The organism is Helicobacter pylori (genome assembly GCF_001653475.1).
Taxonomy (GTDB): Bacteria; Campylobacterota; Campylobacteria; order Campylobacterales; family Helicobacteraceae; genus Helicobacter; species Helicobacter pylori_CM.
This window is the reverse complement of record NZ_CP011487.1, coordinates 1418314-1438014: the sequence shown is the minus strand read 5'-3', so window position 1 is coordinate 1438014 and position 19701 is coordinate 1418314. Positions and strand designations below refer to the sequence as shown.

The window sequence follows — 19701 nt, the reverse complement described above, 5'->3', positions numbered from 1 at the left end:
AGTCAAGCAAAATCCACCCCTAAAATTCCCATAATAGTGGGCTACTTGACAATAAAATCCTTTTATAGTAGATTAAAAACTCTTTAATTTTCCCATAAATAAAGGATTTTAAATGGATGCGATTTATCCTTATGTATTGGTTGTTCATTTATTGTGCGCCATTATTTTTATTGGCTACTTGTTTTTTGATGGGGTAATTTTCCCTAATGTGAAGAAAATGTTTGGCGAAGAGTTTGCTAATAAGGCCAATACAGGAATCACTCAAAGAGCGGTTAAAATCATGCCCTTATGCGTTTTAGGGCTTGTTTTAACAGGGGGCATGATGCTTAGTCAATACATGGGGGGCGATAAAGGCTGGTGTGAAACCCCTTTTCAAAAGATACTCATGCTTAAAGTGATCTTAGCGTCAAGCATTTTTCTTTTAGTGCTTTTTTCTTTATCGTGTAAGTTTTTGGGTAAGAAAAACCCTATTGGTAAATATACCCACCCTATCGCTCTCACTTTTGGTTTTTTAATTGCTATTTTAGCCAAAACGATGTGGTTTGTTTAAAAGCGTTTCAATCTCAAAGAATTTAAGACCACTAAGAGCGAACTCGCGCTCATGCTCAAACTCGCTATTAAAGGATTGATGTATCCTAGCATAGCGACTGGGATTAAAATAGCGTTATAAATCAAGCTCAAAACAATGTTTTGCAACACCACTTGATAGACTTTCTGAGCGTTATAAAACGCTTTTTCCAACAAACTCAAATCCTCTTCTAAAAGCAAAATATCGCATGCGCTTTTACTCAAAGCGCTTTTTTCAAACCCTAAAGAAACGCTCGCTTGTTTTAAGGCTAGCGCGTCGTTATTGCCATCGCCTACCATCGCGCAAACGCCCTTATAAGAACTGATGATTTGAGCCTTATCTTCAGGGGTCAAATTGGCATGATACTTAGAAATCCCTAATTTTTTCGCGCACTCCTTAACCGAGCTTTCATTATCCCCGCTTAAAATTTCTAATTTTAAGCCTTTATTTTGTAAAGCCTGAATAACTTCTTTAGCGTTAGCTTTCAAACGCTCTTCTAAAATGAATAACGCGCATAGAGTCTTATTTTTAACAAAGCCTACCATGATATTAGCGCTCTCTTTAGCCTTTATATTAACCCCCATAGCGTTTAAAAATTTCAAACTCCCCACTAGCAGGGTTTCATTGTGATAGCTCGCTTTTAAGCCATGGGCGAAAAACTCTATCTTTTCTAAATTAACCTCATCACCATCTAGTGATTTAAGAATCGCGCTATGGGCTAAATGCTCCCTCACTTTTAAAAGGCTCTTTAAAAGCCTTTCATCAAATTCTTCATAAATGATTTTTTCTTTTAAAAGGACTTCTTTTTGCGTGAGCGTGCCGGTTTTGTCTATAAAGATTTTTTTCACTTTAGCCAGAGTTTCTAAAAACAACGCTTCTTTAAACACGATCAAAGGGTTTTTAAACACTCCTATCACTAACGCAATGGGCGTAGCCAGAGCGAACGCGCAAGGGCAGCTTATGACTAACACGCTGATACACACCATTAAGGCTTTTTCAAAATTACCCCCCAAACCAAATTGCCATAATAAAAAGCTTATAAAGGCTAAAAACAACACCGCTTTAGAAAAAATATCCGCAATTTTATTCGCGCTGCTCTCAATTAAGGGCTTTTCTAAAAAACTCTTTTTTAAAGTTTCTAACAAACAAGAAAGGCGTGAGTTTTGAAAATTAGCACTCACTTGATAGCTAAAAGGCACGCCTACATTCACATAACCCCCTAAAATTTGATCATTAACCCCCAATTCCAAAGGCTTAAACTCCCCACTGATCAAAGACGCATCCACGCTCGCATGGTTTAAAAGCACGCCGTCTAAAGCGATCTTAGCCCCATTTGGCACCAAAACAACAGAGCCTATAGCGACATCTTTAGGGTGTTTTTCTATCTGCTTGCCATTTTCTACAACGATCACGCTATGGATTTCATGCGATTCTAGGGCCAGGCATTTTTCATTCGCAAACAGCCTGGCCTTTAATTCCAAAAACTTAGAGCCAAAAACAAGCGTTAAAATCGTGCTGCTCGCTTCAAAGTAAGTCTCTTGGGACACCAGCATGGCATAAACGGAATAAACAAACGCCGATAGTGCTCCAAAAGACACGCTCAAATCCATGCCCAAAACGCCATTTTTTAGCCCATAAAATGCCCCCTTAATGAAAAAACGCCCCACAACCACTAACACCAACAAGCTTAAAAAGAGCGATACGAGATCCAAATTCCTTTGCATGAGTTTATCCATGCCAGCGCCATAACTTGCGTATTTGGCAATTGCAATAAACATCAAATTCATGGTGGCAAAAAACCCCACGCTTAAAGTGAGTAAATAGGAGCGCTGCTCTTTTTGGGCTTTTAGAGCGTAATTTTTTGCGTTATAAATTTTAGCCCCATAACCTAAACTCTCAATTTTTTGAACGATCTCTTTAGGGTTTAAAGACTGGTCAAACACGATTTGTAAATGGTGGGTGGTGAAATTCACGCTCACTTTTTTAACCCCTTTTAAGCGCTCTAAAACCTTTTGATTGAGCCACAAGCAAGCGTTACAATGCGTTTTTTCCAGCAAAAGATTCAGGATAAAATCGCCCTTATGGTTTTCTTCAAGAGCCTGTTCTAATTCTAAAGCGCTCATTGAGTTTTGGGGCGTTACGGGGGCTAAAGTGGAATCGTTTAATTTGTCATAAAAGCTCTCTAAATTCAAATCTGATAACAACGCATACACCCTAGCGCACCCCATGCAACAAAAATACAATTCTTTATGATTGATCACTTCTTTAAAAAGCTCACTTTCTTTAAATTCCAACTGGCAATGCGAACATTTCATTTTTTAATCCTTAATTTAGAGGTGCTAATTTAAAAGTGCTTTGATAGAATAAGTGTTACAAATTTGATAGATGGTTAGAACTTCTTTGGTGTTGTCGCTTTGGTTTTTGGAATTGTGCGTGATTAAAGGGGGCAAAACTTTCAGAGTGCTTTTGGAATTATTCCTAGCCGCTCCAAGCATCAAATGAGCGTTTTTGTCTTTAAAACTTTGGACAAACCTTAAAGTTTCTAGCGTGAGTTTAACGCTTTTTAAGCTCTCTATGACCAAGCAAAGCGACAAGGCTTCATAGCAAAAAATAAAATACCCTTTAGGTTTCAGGCATTTTTTCACTTTAGCCGCTAAAGAAACGAAGTTTAATTCGCTCTGATGCCTCGCATGCCCTTTATTTTGAGATTTGATAGAGCCTAAGGCATAAAAAGGAGGGTTGCACACAATCACATCATACAAAATCGGAGGGTTGAAATCTAAAAAATCGCTCTCAAACACTTGAGCGTTAGGGAATTTAAGAGCGTTTTTTTGGGAACAAAACGCCATTTTGCTATCCTTTTCCACTAAATGAACGATCGCTAGCGGGTTGTCTCTAGCGCAGAGTAAGCCTAAAACCCCACACCCTGAACCTATGTCTAAAACCGCACCGCTATTTTTGATAAAAGGGCGTAAAAAATCGTATAAAAAAAGCGAATCACTATTGTAAGAATAAGCGTTTAAAGGCTGGTATAATCTTAAGAGTTTTCTATCCATAAAAGGGCTTCATTTTCTAAGATTTGCACATGCAACAACCGCCCTTTAAAAGGGGTTTTTAGAGCGAGCGTGTTAAACGCTTCGCTAATCATAGACGCATGCGAATGCAAAAGCAATGCGTCTGTTTTATCCCTCAAGCTCTCAAACAATTCCCACCCCCCTTCAATGAAATTAAACCCCTTCTCTAGGGGTAAATCTTTGGGGTCATGGAAAGTATTAACTAATCGATTAGGCGCAGAAAAAACTTTGGAATTGGGGTTGATTGAACGCTTGGATAAAATAGCGATATTGGGGTTTTTATTTTGATAAAAGCTATCGCAAAAGCGAGCGTCTAATAAGGGGTTATCCGTTCTTATGGTTTTCCCAGAAATGATGAGAGTGTCGCATACCGCTCGCTGGTTGTGCGTGAAAATAACGCTTTTTTGCCCAGTGATCTTGCCATGATGATAATCCCCATTCATCCTTAAAGCGAGCTTGAACAAATTAAAACGCTCCTTTTGTTCCATTATCCTAAAAGGCAAGAGCAAGTCTTTAGCCTTGTTTTCTAAATTGTAACAAACCACTCCTTCAATACGAGCCTTTTTTAGCCTTGCTAAACCCCCTTTTTTAGCCCCGTTTTCTTCTGCGGCAATGACCACTCTTTTAGGCTTTAAAATTTCTAACAATTCGCTGCACGCTGGGGTTTTGCCATAAGAATTGCATGGCTCTAAGGTGATTAAAAAAACGCAGTCTTTAAAAGCGTTATCGTGGTGCGTTTTTAAAAAATCGCTTAAAGTTTTAGGGTCTTCTAATTTTTCTAAATCGTTTTTTAAACTGGGGCGTAAAATCTTTAACGCTGATTTGGTGGCTAAGACTTCTGCATGCGGGGTGTTGGCTTTCTTGTGGGTTTCTAAACTTAAGATCTCATGGTGTTTATCTAGCACCATGCAAGCCACGCTTGGGTTTTCTAATGCTAGGGTTTGATGCTCCCACGCCTTATTCAAGCAAATTTCTAATAAACTCTCATAAAGTCTCATGACGGGAAAAAAGGCAAGAGCAAAAAGCCTTTAATCGCTAAAGCGTTAATAATATCAACAAAAAACGCTCCCACTAAAGGCACGACGATAAACGCTACATGCGATGGCCCGTAGTGGTTGGTGATGGTTTGCATATTCACCATAGCCGTTGGGGTCGCTCCAAGCCCAAAACCGCAATGCCCCGCGCACAACACCGCCGCATCATAATCCTTCCCGCACACCCTAAAGGTTACAAGCACCACATAAAGGATCATAACCACCACTTGAACGCTCAAAATAACCGCTAACGGTACAGCGAGTTTTAACAATTCCAATAAATTCACGCTCATTAAAGCGTAGGCTAAAAACAGGCTCAAACTCACATTCCCTATGACTGAAACCTCTCTGTCAAACACGCTATGGATTTTAAAAAACGACAAGGCGTTTCTCAAAATAACCCCTACAAACAAGCACCACACAAAAGTCGGCAAAGTGAAGCTTTTAGGCATCAAATGCGATAAAAAAGTCCCTACTAATAAAGCGATCGCAATCAGAGCTAAAGTTTCTACAAAACTGGATGCGGTGATTAGGCGCTGCTCTTTAGGGGTTTCAAAACCTTTAGACACCACGCCCTCTAAAGTATCTTTTTCTTTAGTGTCTTTAGGTTCTAGTTTGTATTTTGAGATCAAATATTTAGCGACAGGCCCCCCGATAATCCCCCCGCTCACCAAGCCAAAAGTCGCGCATGCCATGCCCACTTCCAAGCTAGAGCTAAAATTATAAGGTGGTTGGGTGAAAAAATTAGCCCATGCCGCACTAGTGCCATGCCCTCCCACTAAAGCGATAGACCCCCCTAAAAGCCCCATTAAAGGATTGACTCCTAAAAGGCTAGCGGTAGAAATCCCCACTGCATTTTGACACACCACAAACCCCGCTACAGCCAGCAAAAAAACCGCAAGCATTTTCCCGCCTTTTTGTAAAGATTTGAAATCCGCACTCAAACCAATGGTGATGAAGAAAGTCAGCATTAAAGGATCTTTTAAGGAAGAATCAAATTGCAAGCCAAAATTGTAAAACTGACGCGCTAACATGATAGCAAAAGCGACTAAAACCCCGCCCACAACAGGCTCTGGAATATCATAATCGCGCAAAAACTTGACTTTAGAAATCACATAACGCCCCAAGAGTAACACTAAAACCATGCACACCAAAGTGGCATAAATATCCAACTTAATTTCTTGCAAGCTTGCATCCTTATTAATCAAATTTATCTTATTATAATATAATACCCCCCTAAAAGAACGAGATTAGTTAGAAAGTAGGTGTTCCTTGCATACAGTATTACAAATTGGAGCTGGTGGCGTAGGCAGTGTGGTAGCGCACAAAATGGGCATGAACAGGGATGTGTTTAAAAATATCATTTTAGCGAGCAGAAGCTTAGACAAATGCTATGCGATTAAAGAAAGCATGCTCAAAAAGGGTTTGGGGGAAATCAGCGTTGAGCAAGTGGATGCCGATGATACGCAAGCCTTAGTCGCTTTGATCAAAAAATACAAGCCTAAAGTCGTTATCAATGTGGCTTTACCCTATCAAGATTTAACGATCATGCAAGCATGTTTAGAGACTAAAACGCATTACATTGATACCGCCAATTACGAACACCCGGATTTAGCGAAGTTTGAATACAAAGAGCAATGGGCGTTTGATAGGGCTTATAAAGAAGCAAGGATTTTAGGGGTTTTAGGGGCTGGGTTTGATCCGGGAGTGACTAACGCTTATGTCGCTCACGCTCAAAGACACCATTTTGACACGATCCACACTTTAGATATTTTAGATTGCAACGCTGGGGATCACAAACGCCCTTTTGCGACGAATTTTAACCCTGAAATCAATTTGAGAGAAGTCAGCTCTAAAGGGCGTTATTATGAAAATGGCAAATGGATTGAAACAAAGCCTTTAGAAATCAAGCAGGTGTGGGCTTACCCGCAGATTGGCGAAATGGATTCGTATCTTTTATACCATGAAGAATTGGAATCGTTAGTCAAAAACATTAAAGGCTTAAGGAGGGCGAGGTTTTTTATGACTTTCTCTCAAAATTATTTAACCCACATGAAATGCTTAGAAAATGTCGGCATGCTAGGCATTAAGGAAATAGAGCATCAAGGCGCAAAAATCGTGCCGATACAATTTTTAAAAGCCCTACTTCCTGATCCGGCAACTCTGGCCAAAGACACCACCGGTAAAACCAACATCGGGTGCTATATGACCGGCATTAAAAACAACCAAGACAAAACGCTCTACATTTACAATGTGTGCGATCATAAAAAATGCTATGAAGAAGTGGGTTCGCAAGCCATAAGCTACACCACCGGCGTGCCAGCGATGTGCACGGCTAAAATGATTTGCAATGACACTTGGAGTGCGGATCATTTTAGGGCTGGGGTGTTTAACATAGAAGAATTAAACACCGACCCTTTCATGGAAGAATTGATCAGACAAGGCTTGCCTTATGAAGTGATTGAGCGCTAGTTTTAGGCTTTTAATCCTCACCTGGCGCAATAAACACCGATTCCCTTTCTATCGTAATGTTCTTATCGTCTGTGCTATAAGCTTGTATTGTAATAGGGATTAAAGCGTCTTTAGCGTTCTTGTATTCTGTGGCTTTACTCTTTAGGGGTTTTCTTAAAATCACTACCGCTTTAATCTTTTGCCCAGCTTTAATCGCAATAGGGTTTAAAGGCTTTTTGATTTGAATGTCTTTTTGCCCTAAAATTTTGAAATAAAACTCATGGTCTTTATTGTCCGTGTTGTGGAATAAAAACACATAATCGTTATCCACATACCCGTTAGAGCGCAATTCATACAGATCGCTGTTGCGGTTAATGTCTAAGAGCATGCGTTCTTTTTTAAACGAAGTGATGGCTAAAAGAGCTACCACAATAGCGATAACCCCCATGTAAGCGATCGTTTTTAAACGCACTAGGCGCACTTTTTGGTGCGTATTAATGGCGTTAGTTGAAGACCATTGGATGAGTGAAGGGCGGTTGAATTTAGACATGGTAATCGTGCATGCATCCACGCATTCTAAGCAATTGATGCATTCTAATTGCAAGCCCTTTCTGATATCAATATGCGTGGGGCAAACCTGCACGCAATGCAAACAATTCACGCATTCGTTTTCTGGACTGCGTTTTTTAGGAGGCAAAGAAAAGAGATGACCCTGATTGTCATAAAGCGCTCCGCCGCGTTTTTCATCATAGATGGGGTTTAAGGTATCGTTGTCATACAACACCGATTGCACCCTAGCATAAGGGCATAAATAAATGCAAAAACGCTCCGCAACCACCACTATATCAAATAGCACCACTAAGGCGCTAAAAAGCCAAAAACCCATAGCAACAGGATGCTCGCTAGGGTTTTTAAGATACATAAAAAAGTCTTCAGGGGCGATGAAATAAAAGAAAAATAACATCATTAGCCCCGCCACAACAGGAGCGAACAATAAAACGCTCAACACTTTACGCACCTTATAGCTTGAGGTGTTTTTAGGGCTTTCTTGCTTGTTGCTGATCTTTTTATGGAGTTTGAAAATCTTAGTCTCAATCACATCTCTATAAAGCACCCTTAAAAAGGTTTGCGGGCAAGCCCACCCGCACCACACACGCCCAAGGCTAGTGGTGATGAAAAAAATCCCTATAAAAAGCAAAATAACCATAAAAGGCATGACATGCAATTCTTCAGCGCTAAAGATCTTGCCTAAAAAATGCAGTTGCTTATGTTCAAAGGAGATCAAAAACAAATGCGCCCCATCAATGCGAATAAAAGGCGTGATTAATAGCGCTAAAGAAATCAATAAAAACCCTATATAACGCTTCAAGCGGAACGATTTTAAAAAATGGCTAGAAGATTCAAGCATTCTCAATATCCTAAAATTTTTAAGCCACTATACCCTAACAACTTAACGCTTTCACTTAAAAATCAACATGTTATAATGATCGCTATTTTATTTGAAAGGGTATTTATGGAAGGCGTTTTAAATTTCCTAACCAATATCAATGTGATTTTCACCCTTTTGGGCTATCTTATTGGGGGGATTCCTTTTGGCTATGCGTTAATGAAAATCTTTTATGGCATGGATATTACTAAAATCGGATCGGGGGGCATTGGTGCAACGAATGTCTTGCGCGCTTTGCAAAGTAAGGGCGCAAGTAACGCTAAACAAATGGCCCTATTAGTCCTAATTTTGGATCTATTCAAAGGCATGTTTGCTGTTTTTCTAAGCAAATTGTTTGGGTTGGATTATAGTTTGCAATGGATGGTCGCTATCGCTAGCATTTTAGGGCATTGCTATTCGCCTTTTTTGAATTTCAATGGAGGTAAGGGCGTTTCTACAATCATGGGCTCTGTGGTGTTGCTCATTCCTATTGAAAGCCTGATCGGTTTAACGGTGTGGTTTTTTGTGGGTAAGGTGCTTAAAATCTCTTCACTCGCTAGCATTTTAGGGGTAGGCACAGCGACTGTTCTTATCTTTTTTGTGCCTTATATGCATATCCCAGATAGCGTCAATATCCTTAAAGAAGTCGGCACGCAAACGCCTATGGTGCTTATTTTTATTTTTACCCTTATCAAGCATATGGGCAATATTTTCAATTTATTAGCCGGCAAGGAAAAGAAAATCTTATGAAAATCCGACAAGGCGTTCATATCCATAACTTTGTGTTTGAAACGATTTTGGGGATTTTAGAATTTGAACGCCTAAAACCCCAAAAAATAAGCGTGGATTTGGATCTTTTCTACACGGAATTACCCAATAAGGCTTATTTAGACTACATGGAAATCCAAGAGATCATTCAAAAGATGGTGCAAGAAAAACAATATCTTCTCATTGAAGACGCCCTAAAAGATCTAAGCCATGTTTTAAAAACGCGCTATAGCGGAATCTCTGAGCTTTATTTAAAAATCAGCAAATTAGAAATTTCTCCAAATTCTCAAGTGGGAGCGAGCGTGAAAATTTGCTATGAAAACAATCTTTAGCCTCTTTTTTCTCGTTATTGTTTTAAAATCAAACCCCATAAACCCTTTATTAGAGCCGCTATATTTCCCAAGTTACGCGCAATTTTTAAATTTAGAACCGCATTTTGTCATTAAAAAAAAGCGCGCTTATAGACCCTTTCAATGGGGGAATACCATCATTATCAAACGCCATGACTTAGAAGAACGCCAAAGCAACCAGCCAAGCGATATTTTCCGCCAAAACGCTGAAATCAATGTGTCTTCTCAAACTTTTTTAAGAGGAATTAGCAGCGCTTCTTCACGCATAGTGATCGATTCAGTCGCTCAGTAAAATGCTAAAACTTTTTTTAATCACATTTTTCTTGGTATTTTCTTAATTTTAAAACAAAATTTAAGGTATTATTAAATAGAATAGTGTAATAATAATCTAGGTTTAAGATTCCATTAAACTTAAGAAAAAGTAAATAAAAAGGCTAAAAGAAATGCTCAGAAATAAATTTCGTATCGTGTTTGTCTCTTGTATTGTCGCTAGCAGCTTGCAAGCTGAAGAAAAAACCCACACTTTGGGTAAGGTAACCACTAAGGGTGAAAGGACTTTTGAATACAACAACAAAATGTATATTGACAGAAAAGAGCTCCAACAACGCCAAAGCAACCAAATCCGTGATATTTTTAGGACTAGAGCGGATGTGAATGTGGCCAGTGGAGGCTTGATGGCACAAAAGATCTATGTTAGGGGGATTGAGAGCCGTCTTTTAAGGGTAACGATAGATGGCGTCGCTCAAAATGGTAACATTTTCCATCATGACGCTAACACCGTGATCGATCCTAACATGATTAAAGAAGTGGAAGTGATCAAAGGGGCAGCGAACGCTTCAGCAGGTCCTGGTGCGGTGGCGGGTAAATTGTCTTTCACCACGATTGACGCTAACGACTTCTTAAGAAAGAATCAAACTTATGGCGCTAAAGCGGAAGCTGGCTTTTACACCAACTTCGGGTATCGCATGAATGCTACTGCAGCCTATCGCGGTAAAAATTGGGACATACTCGCTTATTACAACCATCAAAACATTTTTTACTATAGAGATGGGAATAACGCTTTTAGGAATCTCTTCCACCCTAACTACGATTTACAAGATCCAAGCAATAGCGATATGAGCGTAGGGACTCCGAGTGAAGTCAATAGCGTTTTAGCTAAAATTAATGGCTATATCAATGAAACCGATAGCATTAGCGTGAGCTACAACCTCACACGAGAAAATTCTACAAGGCTTTTACGCCCCAACACCACTTCAGCCCTCTCCAAAGCCAATGACCCAGGAAGCCAGCCAGCCCCCTTTGTGATTGACTTCGGGAAAGAATTAGCCCATACGATCAACTTCAACCACAATCTGAGCTTGAAATACAAGCATGAAGGCGGCCCTAATTTTAACCAGCCGCGCGTTGAATCCACCGCCTTTTTAGGGGTAAGGGGGGGGAATTATAACCCTGTGGTGAATCCTTTCGCTTACAATTCTAACGAGCCAGCCAATCCGGATTATATCCCTGAAGTGAGGGAGTGGTGTAATAACCCAGATAATATCAGTCAATGCACGCAAGGGGCTATCAGGCCTTCTAATGGAGGGTATCAAATAGGCTATGGCGCGCCTAACTCTATTAATTGGCAAGGGACTGGCGATTCTAGTGGGGGGGCGCAAGCAGGGTATGGGCAGCTTAACGCTACTATGCTTTCTACAAGCGCGAATGTTTATCATGGGCTTGTCCCTAAAAATCCTGATTATGACATGACTCCCCCTAACGCTCAAAACCCTAGTGCAAACGATTGGACTTTAGGGAATGCGGATGCTGAGGGGACTTTAGCCAGAAGGATTTTCTTAATCAACTCGGGTGTTAATTTTAAAGTGACCCACCCCATTAGCGAAGATTATGGGAATGTGTTTGAATACGGCATGATTTATCAAAACCTGAGCGTTTTCTCTGGATTGGATAAGGGCAAAAACGGCTATTATAAAAACAACATTGACCCTAACGACCCTAACGGGCCGGGCTTGCCTTACCGCCATTACTACACCGATCAAAGCTCTCAATACCCTCAAAATCTAAACGCGCCTAACCCGCTCTATCGTAACATGCCCCAAAATTCGCATGCGATTGGGAATATCATCGGTGGATTCATGCAAGCAAACTACAATATTTTAAGCAATGTGATCGTGGGTGCGGGAACTCGTTATGATATTTACACCTTGCTAGACAAAAACGGTCGCACGCATGTGACTTCTGGTTTTTCACCTTCTGCAACCGTGCTTTATAACCCCATTGAAAGCATTGGCTTGAAAGTGAGTTATGCGTATGTGACCAAGGGGGCTTTGCCTGGCGATGGCGTTTTGATGCGCGATCCTACGGTGATTTATCAAAGGAATTTACGCCCTGCGATCGGTCAAAATGTGGAATTCAATGTGGATTACAACAGCAAGTATTTCAATGTGCGCGGAGCAGCGTTCTACCAAGTCATCAATAACTTCATCAACAGCTACGGGCAAGACACTTCTAAAAACGGAGGGGGTAACGCGACTGCAAAAAACATGTCAGGGAATTTACCCGAAACCATTAATATCTATGGTTATGAAGTTTCAGGGAATGTGCAATATAAAAATTTCGTAGGGACTTTCTCAGTGGCTCGCTCTTGGCCAACGGCTAGAGGGCATTTATTGGCCGATACTTACGCTTTAGCTGCAACGACTGGGAATGTGTTTATCTTAAAAGCCGATTATAATATTCACAGATGGGGGCTTACTTTAACTTGGCTCTCACGCTTTGTAACCAACATGTTCTATGAAGGCTATTCTATCTATTACCCGCAATACGGCTTGATGAAAATCCATAAACCCGGGTATGGCGTGCATAATGTCTTTATCAATTGGACTCCGCCTTCTAAAAGATGGCAGGGTTTAAGGATTTCAGCCGTGTTTAATAATATTTTAAACAAGCAATATATCAGCCAAGCTTCGGTGTGGCAAGCGAGTGCGGACGCTCCAGCAAGCGATATGATCCCCAAAGATAAGCGCATGGCACTCCCTGCCCCTGGATTTAACGCGCGTTTTGAGGTATCCTATCAGTTCTAAAATTAAAGAAATCTTAGGATTTCTTTTTGAATTTTAAAACATGGAAACAAACATGAAAAAGCCCTATAGAAACCGCCAAACTCTATGGAAAAAATTCCAATCACTCAATAAACTCATTAAAACACTCTTAAGGATTTTAAAAAAGTAGTTTTATCAAAAATTTAGCGAGTTTAGTTTAAGATAACGCTTTATTTTAATCCTCAACAAAGGAACCAAACGCGCTTCATTATGGCTAAAGAAACACCCCCAATAACCCCGGATCTTTTGAAAAGCCCTTATCAAAAAATCATCAATGCGAGCGCGAGCGTTTTTGATGAAAATCATGGGCGATCGTTTTTTAGCCCGCAACTTTATGAAAAAATTGAACCTTATTTAAAAGAAGTTTTAACCCATCCCATTGATTTAGAATGCGATTTAAACACCGCTAAAAAAAAGGATCGCTTAGCCCCTTTAAAAAAACTTTTCAAAGCGTGTTTTAACACGGAAGAAATTTTGATTGTGAATAACAACACCAGTGCAATATTCCTCATTGCTAACGCTTTAGTGCAAGAAAAAGAAATCATTGTTTCTTATGGCGAATTAGTGGGGGGGGATTTTAACCTTAAAGATATTTTATTAAGCAGTGGGGCTAGATTGCATTTAGTGGGGAACACTAATCGCGCTTATTTAAGGGATTACCGCTTAGCCTTGAATGAAAACAGCAAAATGCTGCTTAAAACCCGCAACCCCCATTTTAAAAAAGACACGCCCTTTAAAGATTTACAAACTCTAGCTAAAGAGCATGATTTGATAGATTATTACAATTTAGGGGATGTGGATTTGCTAGACAGAGCGGCTTTAGAAGAAATTTTAGCTCTAAAACCATCGCTTTTAAGCTTTAGCACGGATAAACTCTTTAACAGCGCGCAAGCGGGCATTATTGTGGGGCAAAAAGAACGGGTTGAAGCGTTAAAAAACCACCCTCTTTATAGAGCCTTGAGGGCGGGTAAAATCACGCTCACCTTGCTTTTTCATAGCCTAAAAACATGGGCAAATCATCAAGAAGAAATCACCATTTGTGCGCTACTCCACCAAACTAAAGACGCCTTATTGCAAAAAGCCCTCAAACTCTACGCCCTTTTAAAACCCTTAGAATTGAATGTGAGTATAGCGTCTAGCTTTTCTAAAATAGGGAATTGGTCCAATAGAGAATTAGAATCCTTTTGCGTGAAAATCCAGCCCAAAAACACCCGCGCTTTAAATGGTGAGAAACTTTATTTAAAGCTTTTTCAAAAAGGCGTTATCGCAAGGATTTCATGCGAATTCGTGTGCTTTGAAGTCTTTAGCTTGAATGAAAAAGATTTTGAAAAAATCGCTCTGGTTTTAAAAGAAATTCTTAATAAAGCTTAAAAATTCGCTATAATAAAGTTTCTTTTAAACGCACCATATCCCCCACAAAACGATAGAGAATGACAGAAAACGACAGAAAATAAATTTAAAGGAACTTAAGAATGGAAAAAATCAGCGATCTTATAGAATGCATTGCGTATGAAAAAAATTTGCCTAAAGAGATGATTTCAAAAATGATTCAAGGCTGTTTGTTAAAAATGGCACAAAATGAGTTAGACCCCCTAGCGCGCTACTTGGTAATTGAAGAAAACAAGCAGCTCCAGCTTATCCAGTTGGTAGAAGTTTTAGAAGATGATGATGAAAGATTGATTAACGACCCTTCTAAATACATCAGCTTGTCTAAAGCCAAAGAAATGGATCCAAGCGTTAAGATTAAAGACGAATTGTCTTACAGCTTGAGTTTGGAGAGCATGAAGCAAGGAGCGATCAACCGCCTTTTTAAAGATTTGCAATACCAGTTGGAAAAAGCGTTAGAAGACAGCCACTTTGAAGCGTTTCAAAAGCGTCTCAACAGCGTTTTAATGGGGAAAGTGATTTTAGTGGATAACCATCAAAACACTTTCATTGAGATTGAGCAGCAATTTCAAGGCGTCCTTTCCATGCGCCATCGCATCAAGGGCGAGAGTTTTAAAGTAGGCGATAGTATTAAAGCGGTTTTAACGCAAGTCAAACGCACGAAAAAGGGCTTATTGTTAGAGCTGAGCCGCACCACCCCTAAAATGCTTGAAGCTTTGTTGGAATTAGAAGTCCCTGAAATTAAAGATAAAGAAATTGAAATCATCCATTGCACACGAATCCCAGGCAACAGAGCGAAAGTGAGCTTTTTTTCCCATAACGCTAGGATTGACCCCATAGGCGCGGCGGTGGGGGTTAAGGGCGTGCGCATTAATGCGATAAGTAACGAATTGAATAAAGAAAATATTGATTGCATAGAGTATTCTAATATACCTGAAATTTATATCACTCTCGCGCTCGCTCCAGCCAAAATTTTAAGCGTTGAAATTAAAAAAATCCCTATAGAAGAATTGAGCGCTGAAGAAAAAGAATCCATTCAAGAGCGTTTCATTGTCAATAACCATTTGCAAAAGGCTAAAGTGCGTTTGTTAGACCTTGAAAAATCTAAGGCTATCGGTAAAGGCGGGGTGAATGTGTGCTTAGCGTCCATGCTTACAGGCTATCACATAGAGTTTGAAACCATTCCTAGCGTCAAAGAAAACGCAGAAAATGAAAGCGAAAAAGAAACGCAAAAAGTAGGGGTAGAAGCTTTAGAGTCTTTGTTTAAGAATTAAAATTGTTTCTGTGGAACTTGTTTGAGTCTTTAATCAAAAGGCATTTAAATTAAAAGGCTTGCGGTGTTGAATAAATATGTAATGCAATTTCAAAAATTTGGAAGAAAGTTTTTAATGCGATTTTAAATGAGTGGTTTGCAGCTTTTATCAAAATCGTTTTTGAAAGATTAGGATAAAATAACGCTCACCCCCTAGTTTTTTCCACTAGAATTAGGGGGTAAATTACCTTCAAAGGATTACTATGTCCAAAAAACATGGTAAAAAGCCTTTGGTTGTATTATACTTAAAAACACCTTTTTTTAAGTATAGGGTTAAAATCGTTGTTAAAAAAACCCATTAAAGCCAAAGGTTTCCCCTATTTAAGGGGTTTCCTTTAAGGTAAATCGCTTTTTTTGATCGCCTTCAATGATTTTAATTTCTTCATCGGTGAGGCTGTAGAGCTGATAGACTAAGGCGTCAATTTCTTTTTCTAATTCTTGGGTGTTGGCTTTAGGGTCTTTTTCTTTTATTTGCAGGATTTGCTGTGCGCCATCGGTGATTTTACGGGCTAACTCTTGGTTTTTGGGGGTAATTTTGGGAATGGGAAGCCGTTCTATAAAAGCCTTTTTATAGCGATAGCCACTCTTGCCTAATCCTCCGCCTGCATAGAAAGTTTTGAAAGCAAAAGTAATCAATTTAGAGTGTAACATTCCTAAAAGATAGCGCAAATGCTCTCCTGTGAGAATGAAGCTCGTGGCTTCTGCATAAAAATACCCTCCATTATCTAAATAAAATCGTGGCTCTTGCTCAATCTCGCCATACACAATTTTCTCTTTTTCAAAATCTTGATAATAATTTGCCGCCCATCTTTGCAAACAATACCATTCGTATCTTTTTCCGGTTTCATCTTTATTGCGTTTTAAAAGTTTATCTTTATGTGAAAGCAAGTGAGCATAGATAATAGGATAATGGATAGAAAAATCTTGTTCATTTTCTTCCATGTTTTTTGGGTTATCAGTATTTGGAAAATGCCAAGGTATAAAAATAACCCACTCCCCCGCCCACTCATAACGATACCTTTTAATGTCTTTCCCTCTTAAAATAGGCTTGATGAGAGCGTCTGTGCGCTCCCTCTCTTCTTGCGTCTTGCAAGCGTTTAAAATTTCGTCTCTTTTTTCAGTAGGAATGATAAAGGCGCCGTTAAAACCGGTTTTTATCCCATAATTGATTTTAATATCCCAGTCTTTAAGCGGTGCCGCTTTTTCCATTTTGTCCCTTAAATCTAAAAGCTTGGTGTCGGCAAAAATAAAGCTTTCTGTTTTGAGCGCGTTTTGTCTCATAAGTAGAGGGCGAGCGCTTTTCAAATCGTCTTTATCGGTGGGTTTGTAATAATTAAAGCGACTCTCTTCAAGGGGCGGTTCTTTGATGAAATTCATGATGCTTGTATCCACTGCGGCGCTCTCAAAGACTTTTAAAGCATTTAATTCCATGTAGCTAAAGATGGTGGTTTTTTTGAGCAGCAATTCTCTCAATTTAGCGCCGTATTTAGCTCGCGCGTATTTGTTAGAAGTGATGAAAGCGTTAAACCCCTTTTCTTTTAAAAGCTTGAAAGCCAGGGCAAAAAAGTAGGTGTAAAGATCTGCGGTGCCAGCGTAGAAATCTTTATATTGCTTTTCTAGTAAAGACTTGTCTTTGATTGCTTCTTGGCGGATATAAGGCGGGTTGCCTATGATTAAATCAAAGCCTAAAAAATCCCCCTCATCATCTAAAACTTCAGGGAATTCAAAGCGCCATTCAAATGCATTTTGATACTCTCCACCACTTAAGGCATCATCAAGTTTTTTTCTTAAAGATCTAATACGCCCATAAGAAGCAAAAGCCTCTTCCTCTTCTTTAGGGCTTAGTTCGGGCGTGCCAAAAAGGTTTGGGATAAAGTAATTTAACCCATCTAGCAAACTCTTATCGTCTAGGGCAAAATCATTGTAATTTTTAATGTGTTTTTCAATAGCCTTTTCAAGCTCTGCTTTAGTTTTAGGGTCTTTGAGCGTGAGAGAAAAAGTGTTTTTTAAGTCTTGGATTTTGTTGATAAGATCTGCTTTATTTAAAGGATAGAGAGGGTTTGGGTCTTTGTATTGGGCGACTAAATCTTTGTAATCTTGGATTTTTTTCTTGATATTGGAGATCTTTTTGAGATCGTCATTCAAATTAAAGCGTGAGATCAAGCTGTTGCCGCACTTAATGTTAATATCAATGTTGGGGAGGGTTTCAAGCGTTTGGGTGTTTTGATTATCCTTAAAAATATAGTAGCTGTATTTTAAAAGCTCTATCCATAGCCTGAGCTTGGTGATTTCGCAAGAATTGGGGTTAATATCCACGCCAAAAAGGCAGTTTTCAATGATAGATTTTTTAAGCTCAAAAAGTTCTTTTTGGATTTGGTGGTTTAGCTCTTCTTCAGAGCTTGGGCGTGTGTAGAGAAATGGCTTATTAGAAATTTTAATAAGGATTTCATCATTTTCTAGCTCTAAAATAGCGCTTAAGGGCAAGGAAACAATAAACCCCAGCTTAAAAGCAATCCACACCATTTCATTGAGCGCAGAAACTAAAAAATGCCCGCTCCCTACCGCCGGATCGCAAACGCGTAAAGTGAGAAAGACTTGCAAGTATTCTTTGCGTTTATTCTCTTTATAGTTATAGTTATTTTTGAGATAATTTTTTAATTCTGTTAAATCTTTACACTCTATTTTATAATTTTGATTGAATTTCTCCAACACGATTTTCGTGATACTCTCTTTACACATGTAGCTTGTGATGAAGCTTGGGGTATAAAAGCTTCCCTCTTCATAGCCGTTGAGTTTTTCAAAAACAAGCCCTAAAACGCTAGGGTTAATCAAACGGCTTTCGCTAGTATTTCTATTATCTTTAATGTCTTTAGGGGTGGTGGTGAAATCATAAGCATGCAAAAATTTAAAAAGGTATTCCAGCAAGGGCAAAGCTTTTTCTTTTTTATCATTTTTATCTTTTTTGAGAATGGAATTAGGATAAATCTCTAAACGCTCGTTTTGGAGCAATTTGATTTCATACCCATTTGATTCTAAAGGCGTTTTATCAAACAAACTGGAATTCAAATAAGGGATTTTTTCTAAAATATTGTCTTTTTTTTCTAAGGAGCGTTCATTATTTTTCTTGGCTAGGACTTCAAAAAAGAGGGTGTTTAGGGCGTTGAAATCTCTAAAGTTTTCTGTGGTTAAGAAAGGTTTTTCAAGATGCTCAAAAGAAATTAAAAGGCTTTCTAAAAGCCGTAAAAACAAGATGCGGTTATTCCAAGCAATCAACAACGCCATGACTTTTTCATCATCATTATCTAAATCTTTATATTGCTTTTTTAAAGCATCGCTTAGGGAGTTTGTGGTGCCGCTAGGATTGATTAAAATTTTCCCTTTGTCTTTTTGCTCTTTTAACCCTAAAATGTAAAGCAATTCGTTATAAAAACCTTTATTAAGCGTGTTAGCGTCAAGGGTTTTCTTTTGCTTTAAAAGGACTTCGTGGCTTAAAGCTTGATAAATCAAAGGAAGCTTTTCATCATCGCTCAAATTAAAGTGAGCGTAACGGAGTTTGCCCTGAAAACCTTCTTGTAAATAGTGTTCTAAATCTTGGTAAAATTTTGGTTTTGAAGAGTCTGTGCCTTCTTTTTTAGTGCAATTGTTATAGAATTTTTTGATGTTTTTATCTTCGTTTAAAAAGAGCAAATCCTTACAATCAAAGAGAAAAAATTCATGCGCGTTGCAAATAATGGCGTGTTTTAGGGAGTTGTTTTCCTTTATCTCTTCTAAAAAATACAAAATCATTTGACAAAAGGCTTTACTGAGCGGATTTTCTTTGTCTTTAGGGAATTCTGTCTTGTTGTTTAGGGCTTTGACTTCAATAAGCACCCGAACTTCTCCATCCACATAGATCGCGCTATCCACTTTTTTATGGGTATTGCAATCATAGTCATAAGTTTTTTCTAAAAAAGAATTAATTTTCTTTTTTTGAAACTCTTCATCATCTTGTCTTGGCGCTTTTTCTAATAAGCTGTTTATTTCTTTTTTAAAATTTTCTATAGTTTCCGTTTTGGGTTCTTGGGGATTGTATTTTTTAATAAAATCTTTGAGCGAAATGCGAGTGAAATTAATCATAAAACGCCTTTGAAATGGGATAAAAACGATTATAACAAAAGCGCTGTGAATTTTAAATAAAACGCTTTTCTTTAAAATTGTTCCATGTGAAACATTAAGGTAATTGATCTTATTA

14 protein-coding genes are annotated in these 19701 nt (G+C 38.8%); 8 read left to right on the top strand and 6 right to left on the bottom strand.

Features of this window, described 5'->3' with window-relative positions:
- Positions 1 to 112 precede the first annotated feature (112 nt).
- Complete coding sequence (locus tag AA974_RS06970; RefSeq protein ID WP_064433947.1) at positions 113 to 550, top strand: CopD family copper resistance protein; 438 nt, start codon at positions 113 to 115, stop codon at positions 548 to 550.
- Here AA974_RS06970 and AA974_RS06965 read toward each other — a convergent pair.
- From AA974_RS06965 to gltS, 4 genes are read right to left on the bottom strand one after another with little or no spacing between them, the layout of a single operon-like run.
- Positions 547 to 2883 (bottom strand): heavy metal translocating P-type ATPase, encoded by a 2337-nt coding sequence (locus AA974_RS06965; protein ID WP_064433946.1) that lies wholly within the window; start codon positions 2881 to 2883, stop codon positions 547 to 549. The two genes, AA974_RS06970 and AA974_RS06965, sit on opposite strands and share 4 nt — an antisense overlap.
- Positions 2884 to 2907: 24 nt before the next feature.
- On the bottom strand, positions 2908 to 3624 hold the full coding sequence (locus AA974_RS06960; protein ID WP_064433945.1) for a tRNA1(Val) (adenine(37)-N6)-methyltransferase: 717 nt from the start codon (positions 3622 to 3624) through the stop codon (positions 2908 to 2910).
- Entirely contained in the window at positions 3606 to 4640 is a 1035-nt protein-coding gene (locus AA974_RS06955; RefSeq protein ID WP_064433944.1) for a dihydrofolate reductase family protein, read from the bottom strand. Before AA974_RS06955 ends, AA974_RS06960 begins: the two co-directional genes overlap by 19 nt.
- Positions 4637 to 5863, bottom strand: coding sequence for a sodium/glutamate symporter (gene gltS / locus AA974_RS06950; protein WP_064433943.1), 1227 nt, complete (start codon positions 5861 to 5863; stop codon positions 4637 to 4639). The genes AA974_RS06955 and gltS overlap by 4 nt, the downstream gene beginning before the upstream one ends.
- Before the next feature lie 85 nt (positions 5864 to 5948).
- Between gltS and AA974_RS06945 the strand changes: the two genes are divergently transcribed.
- Positions 5949 to 7148: a saccharopine dehydrogenase family protein gene (locus tag AA974_RS06945; RefSeq protein ID WP_064433942.1), complete on the top strand. Its 1200-nt coding sequence runs from the start codon at positions 5949 to 5951 to the stop codon at positions 7146 to 7148.
- 10 nt (positions 7149 to 7158) lie between these two features.
- Here AA974_RS06945 and ccoG read toward each other — a convergent pair whose 3' ends face one another.
- Positions 7159 to 8535 carry a cytochrome c oxidase accessory protein CcoG gene (ccoG, locus tag AA974_RS06940; RefSeq protein ID WP_064433941.1) on the bottom strand — a complete coding sequence of 459 codons (1377 nt, stop codon included), beginning with the start codon at positions 8533 to 8535 and terminating at the stop codon, positions 7159 to 7161.
- Between the two features lie 105 nt (positions 8536 to 8640).
- Here ccoG and plsY point away from each other — a divergent pair, with 105 nt between their 5' ends.
- The 6 genes from plsY (at position 8641) to nusA (ending at position 15432) form a co-directional block, all read left to right on the top strand.
- Positions 8641 to 9303, top strand: coding sequence for a glycerol-3-phosphate 1-O-acyltransferase PlsY (plsY, locus tag AA974_RS06935; RefSeq protein ID WP_064434091.1), 663 nt, complete (start codon positions 8641 to 8643; stop codon positions 9301 to 9303).
- The gene (locus tag AA974_RS06930) at positions 9300 to 9653 is read left to right on the top strand and encodes a dihydroneopterin aldolase (RefSeq protein WP_064433940.1); all 354 of its coding nucleotides are present in this window, start codon (positions 9300 to 9302) and stop codon (positions 9651 to 9653) included. The genes plsY and AA974_RS06930 overlap by 4 nt, the downstream gene beginning before the upstream one ends.
- Positions 9637 to 9963, top strand: a complete 327-nt coding sequence (locus AA974_RS06925) for a hypothetical protein (RefSeq protein ID WP_064433939.1) — start codon at positions 9637 to 9639, stop codon at positions 9961 to 9963. The genes AA974_RS06930 and AA974_RS06925 overlap by 17 nt, the downstream gene beginning before the upstream one ends.
- A gap of 151 nt (positions 9964 to 10114) precedes the next feature.
- Positions 10115 to 12754, top strand: a complete 2640-nt coding sequence (locus tag AA974_RS06920) for a TonB-dependent receptor (RefSeq protein WP_064433938.1) — start codon at positions 10115 to 10117, stop codon at positions 12752 to 12754.
- Between the two features lie 228 nt (positions 12755 to 12982).
- Positions 12983 to 14143 carry an aminotransferase class V-fold PLP-dependent enzyme gene (locus tag AA974_RS06915; protein ID WP_064433937.1) on the top strand — a complete coding sequence of 387 codons (1161 nt, stop codon included), beginning with the start codon at positions 12983 to 12985 and terminating at the stop codon, positions 14141 to 14143.
- 101 nt (positions 14144 to 14244) lie between these two features.
- The gene (gene nusA / locus AA974_RS06910; RefSeq protein ID WP_064433936.1) at positions 14245 to 15432 is read left to right on the top strand and encodes a transcription termination factor NusA; all 1188 of its coding nucleotides are present in this window, start codon (positions 14245 to 14247) and stop codon (positions 15430 to 15432) included.
- Between the two features lie 359 nt (positions 15433 to 15791).
- On the opposite strand, the gene AA974_RS06905 is transcribed toward nusA, so the two are convergent.
- Positions 15792 to 19586: a type IIG restriction enzyme/methyltransferase gene (locus AA974_RS06905; RefSeq protein WP_064433935.1), complete on the bottom strand. Its 3795-nt coding sequence runs from the start codon at positions 19584 to 19586 to the stop codon at positions 15792 to 15794.
- Between the last annotated feature and the right edge of the window lie 115 nt (positions 19587 to 19701).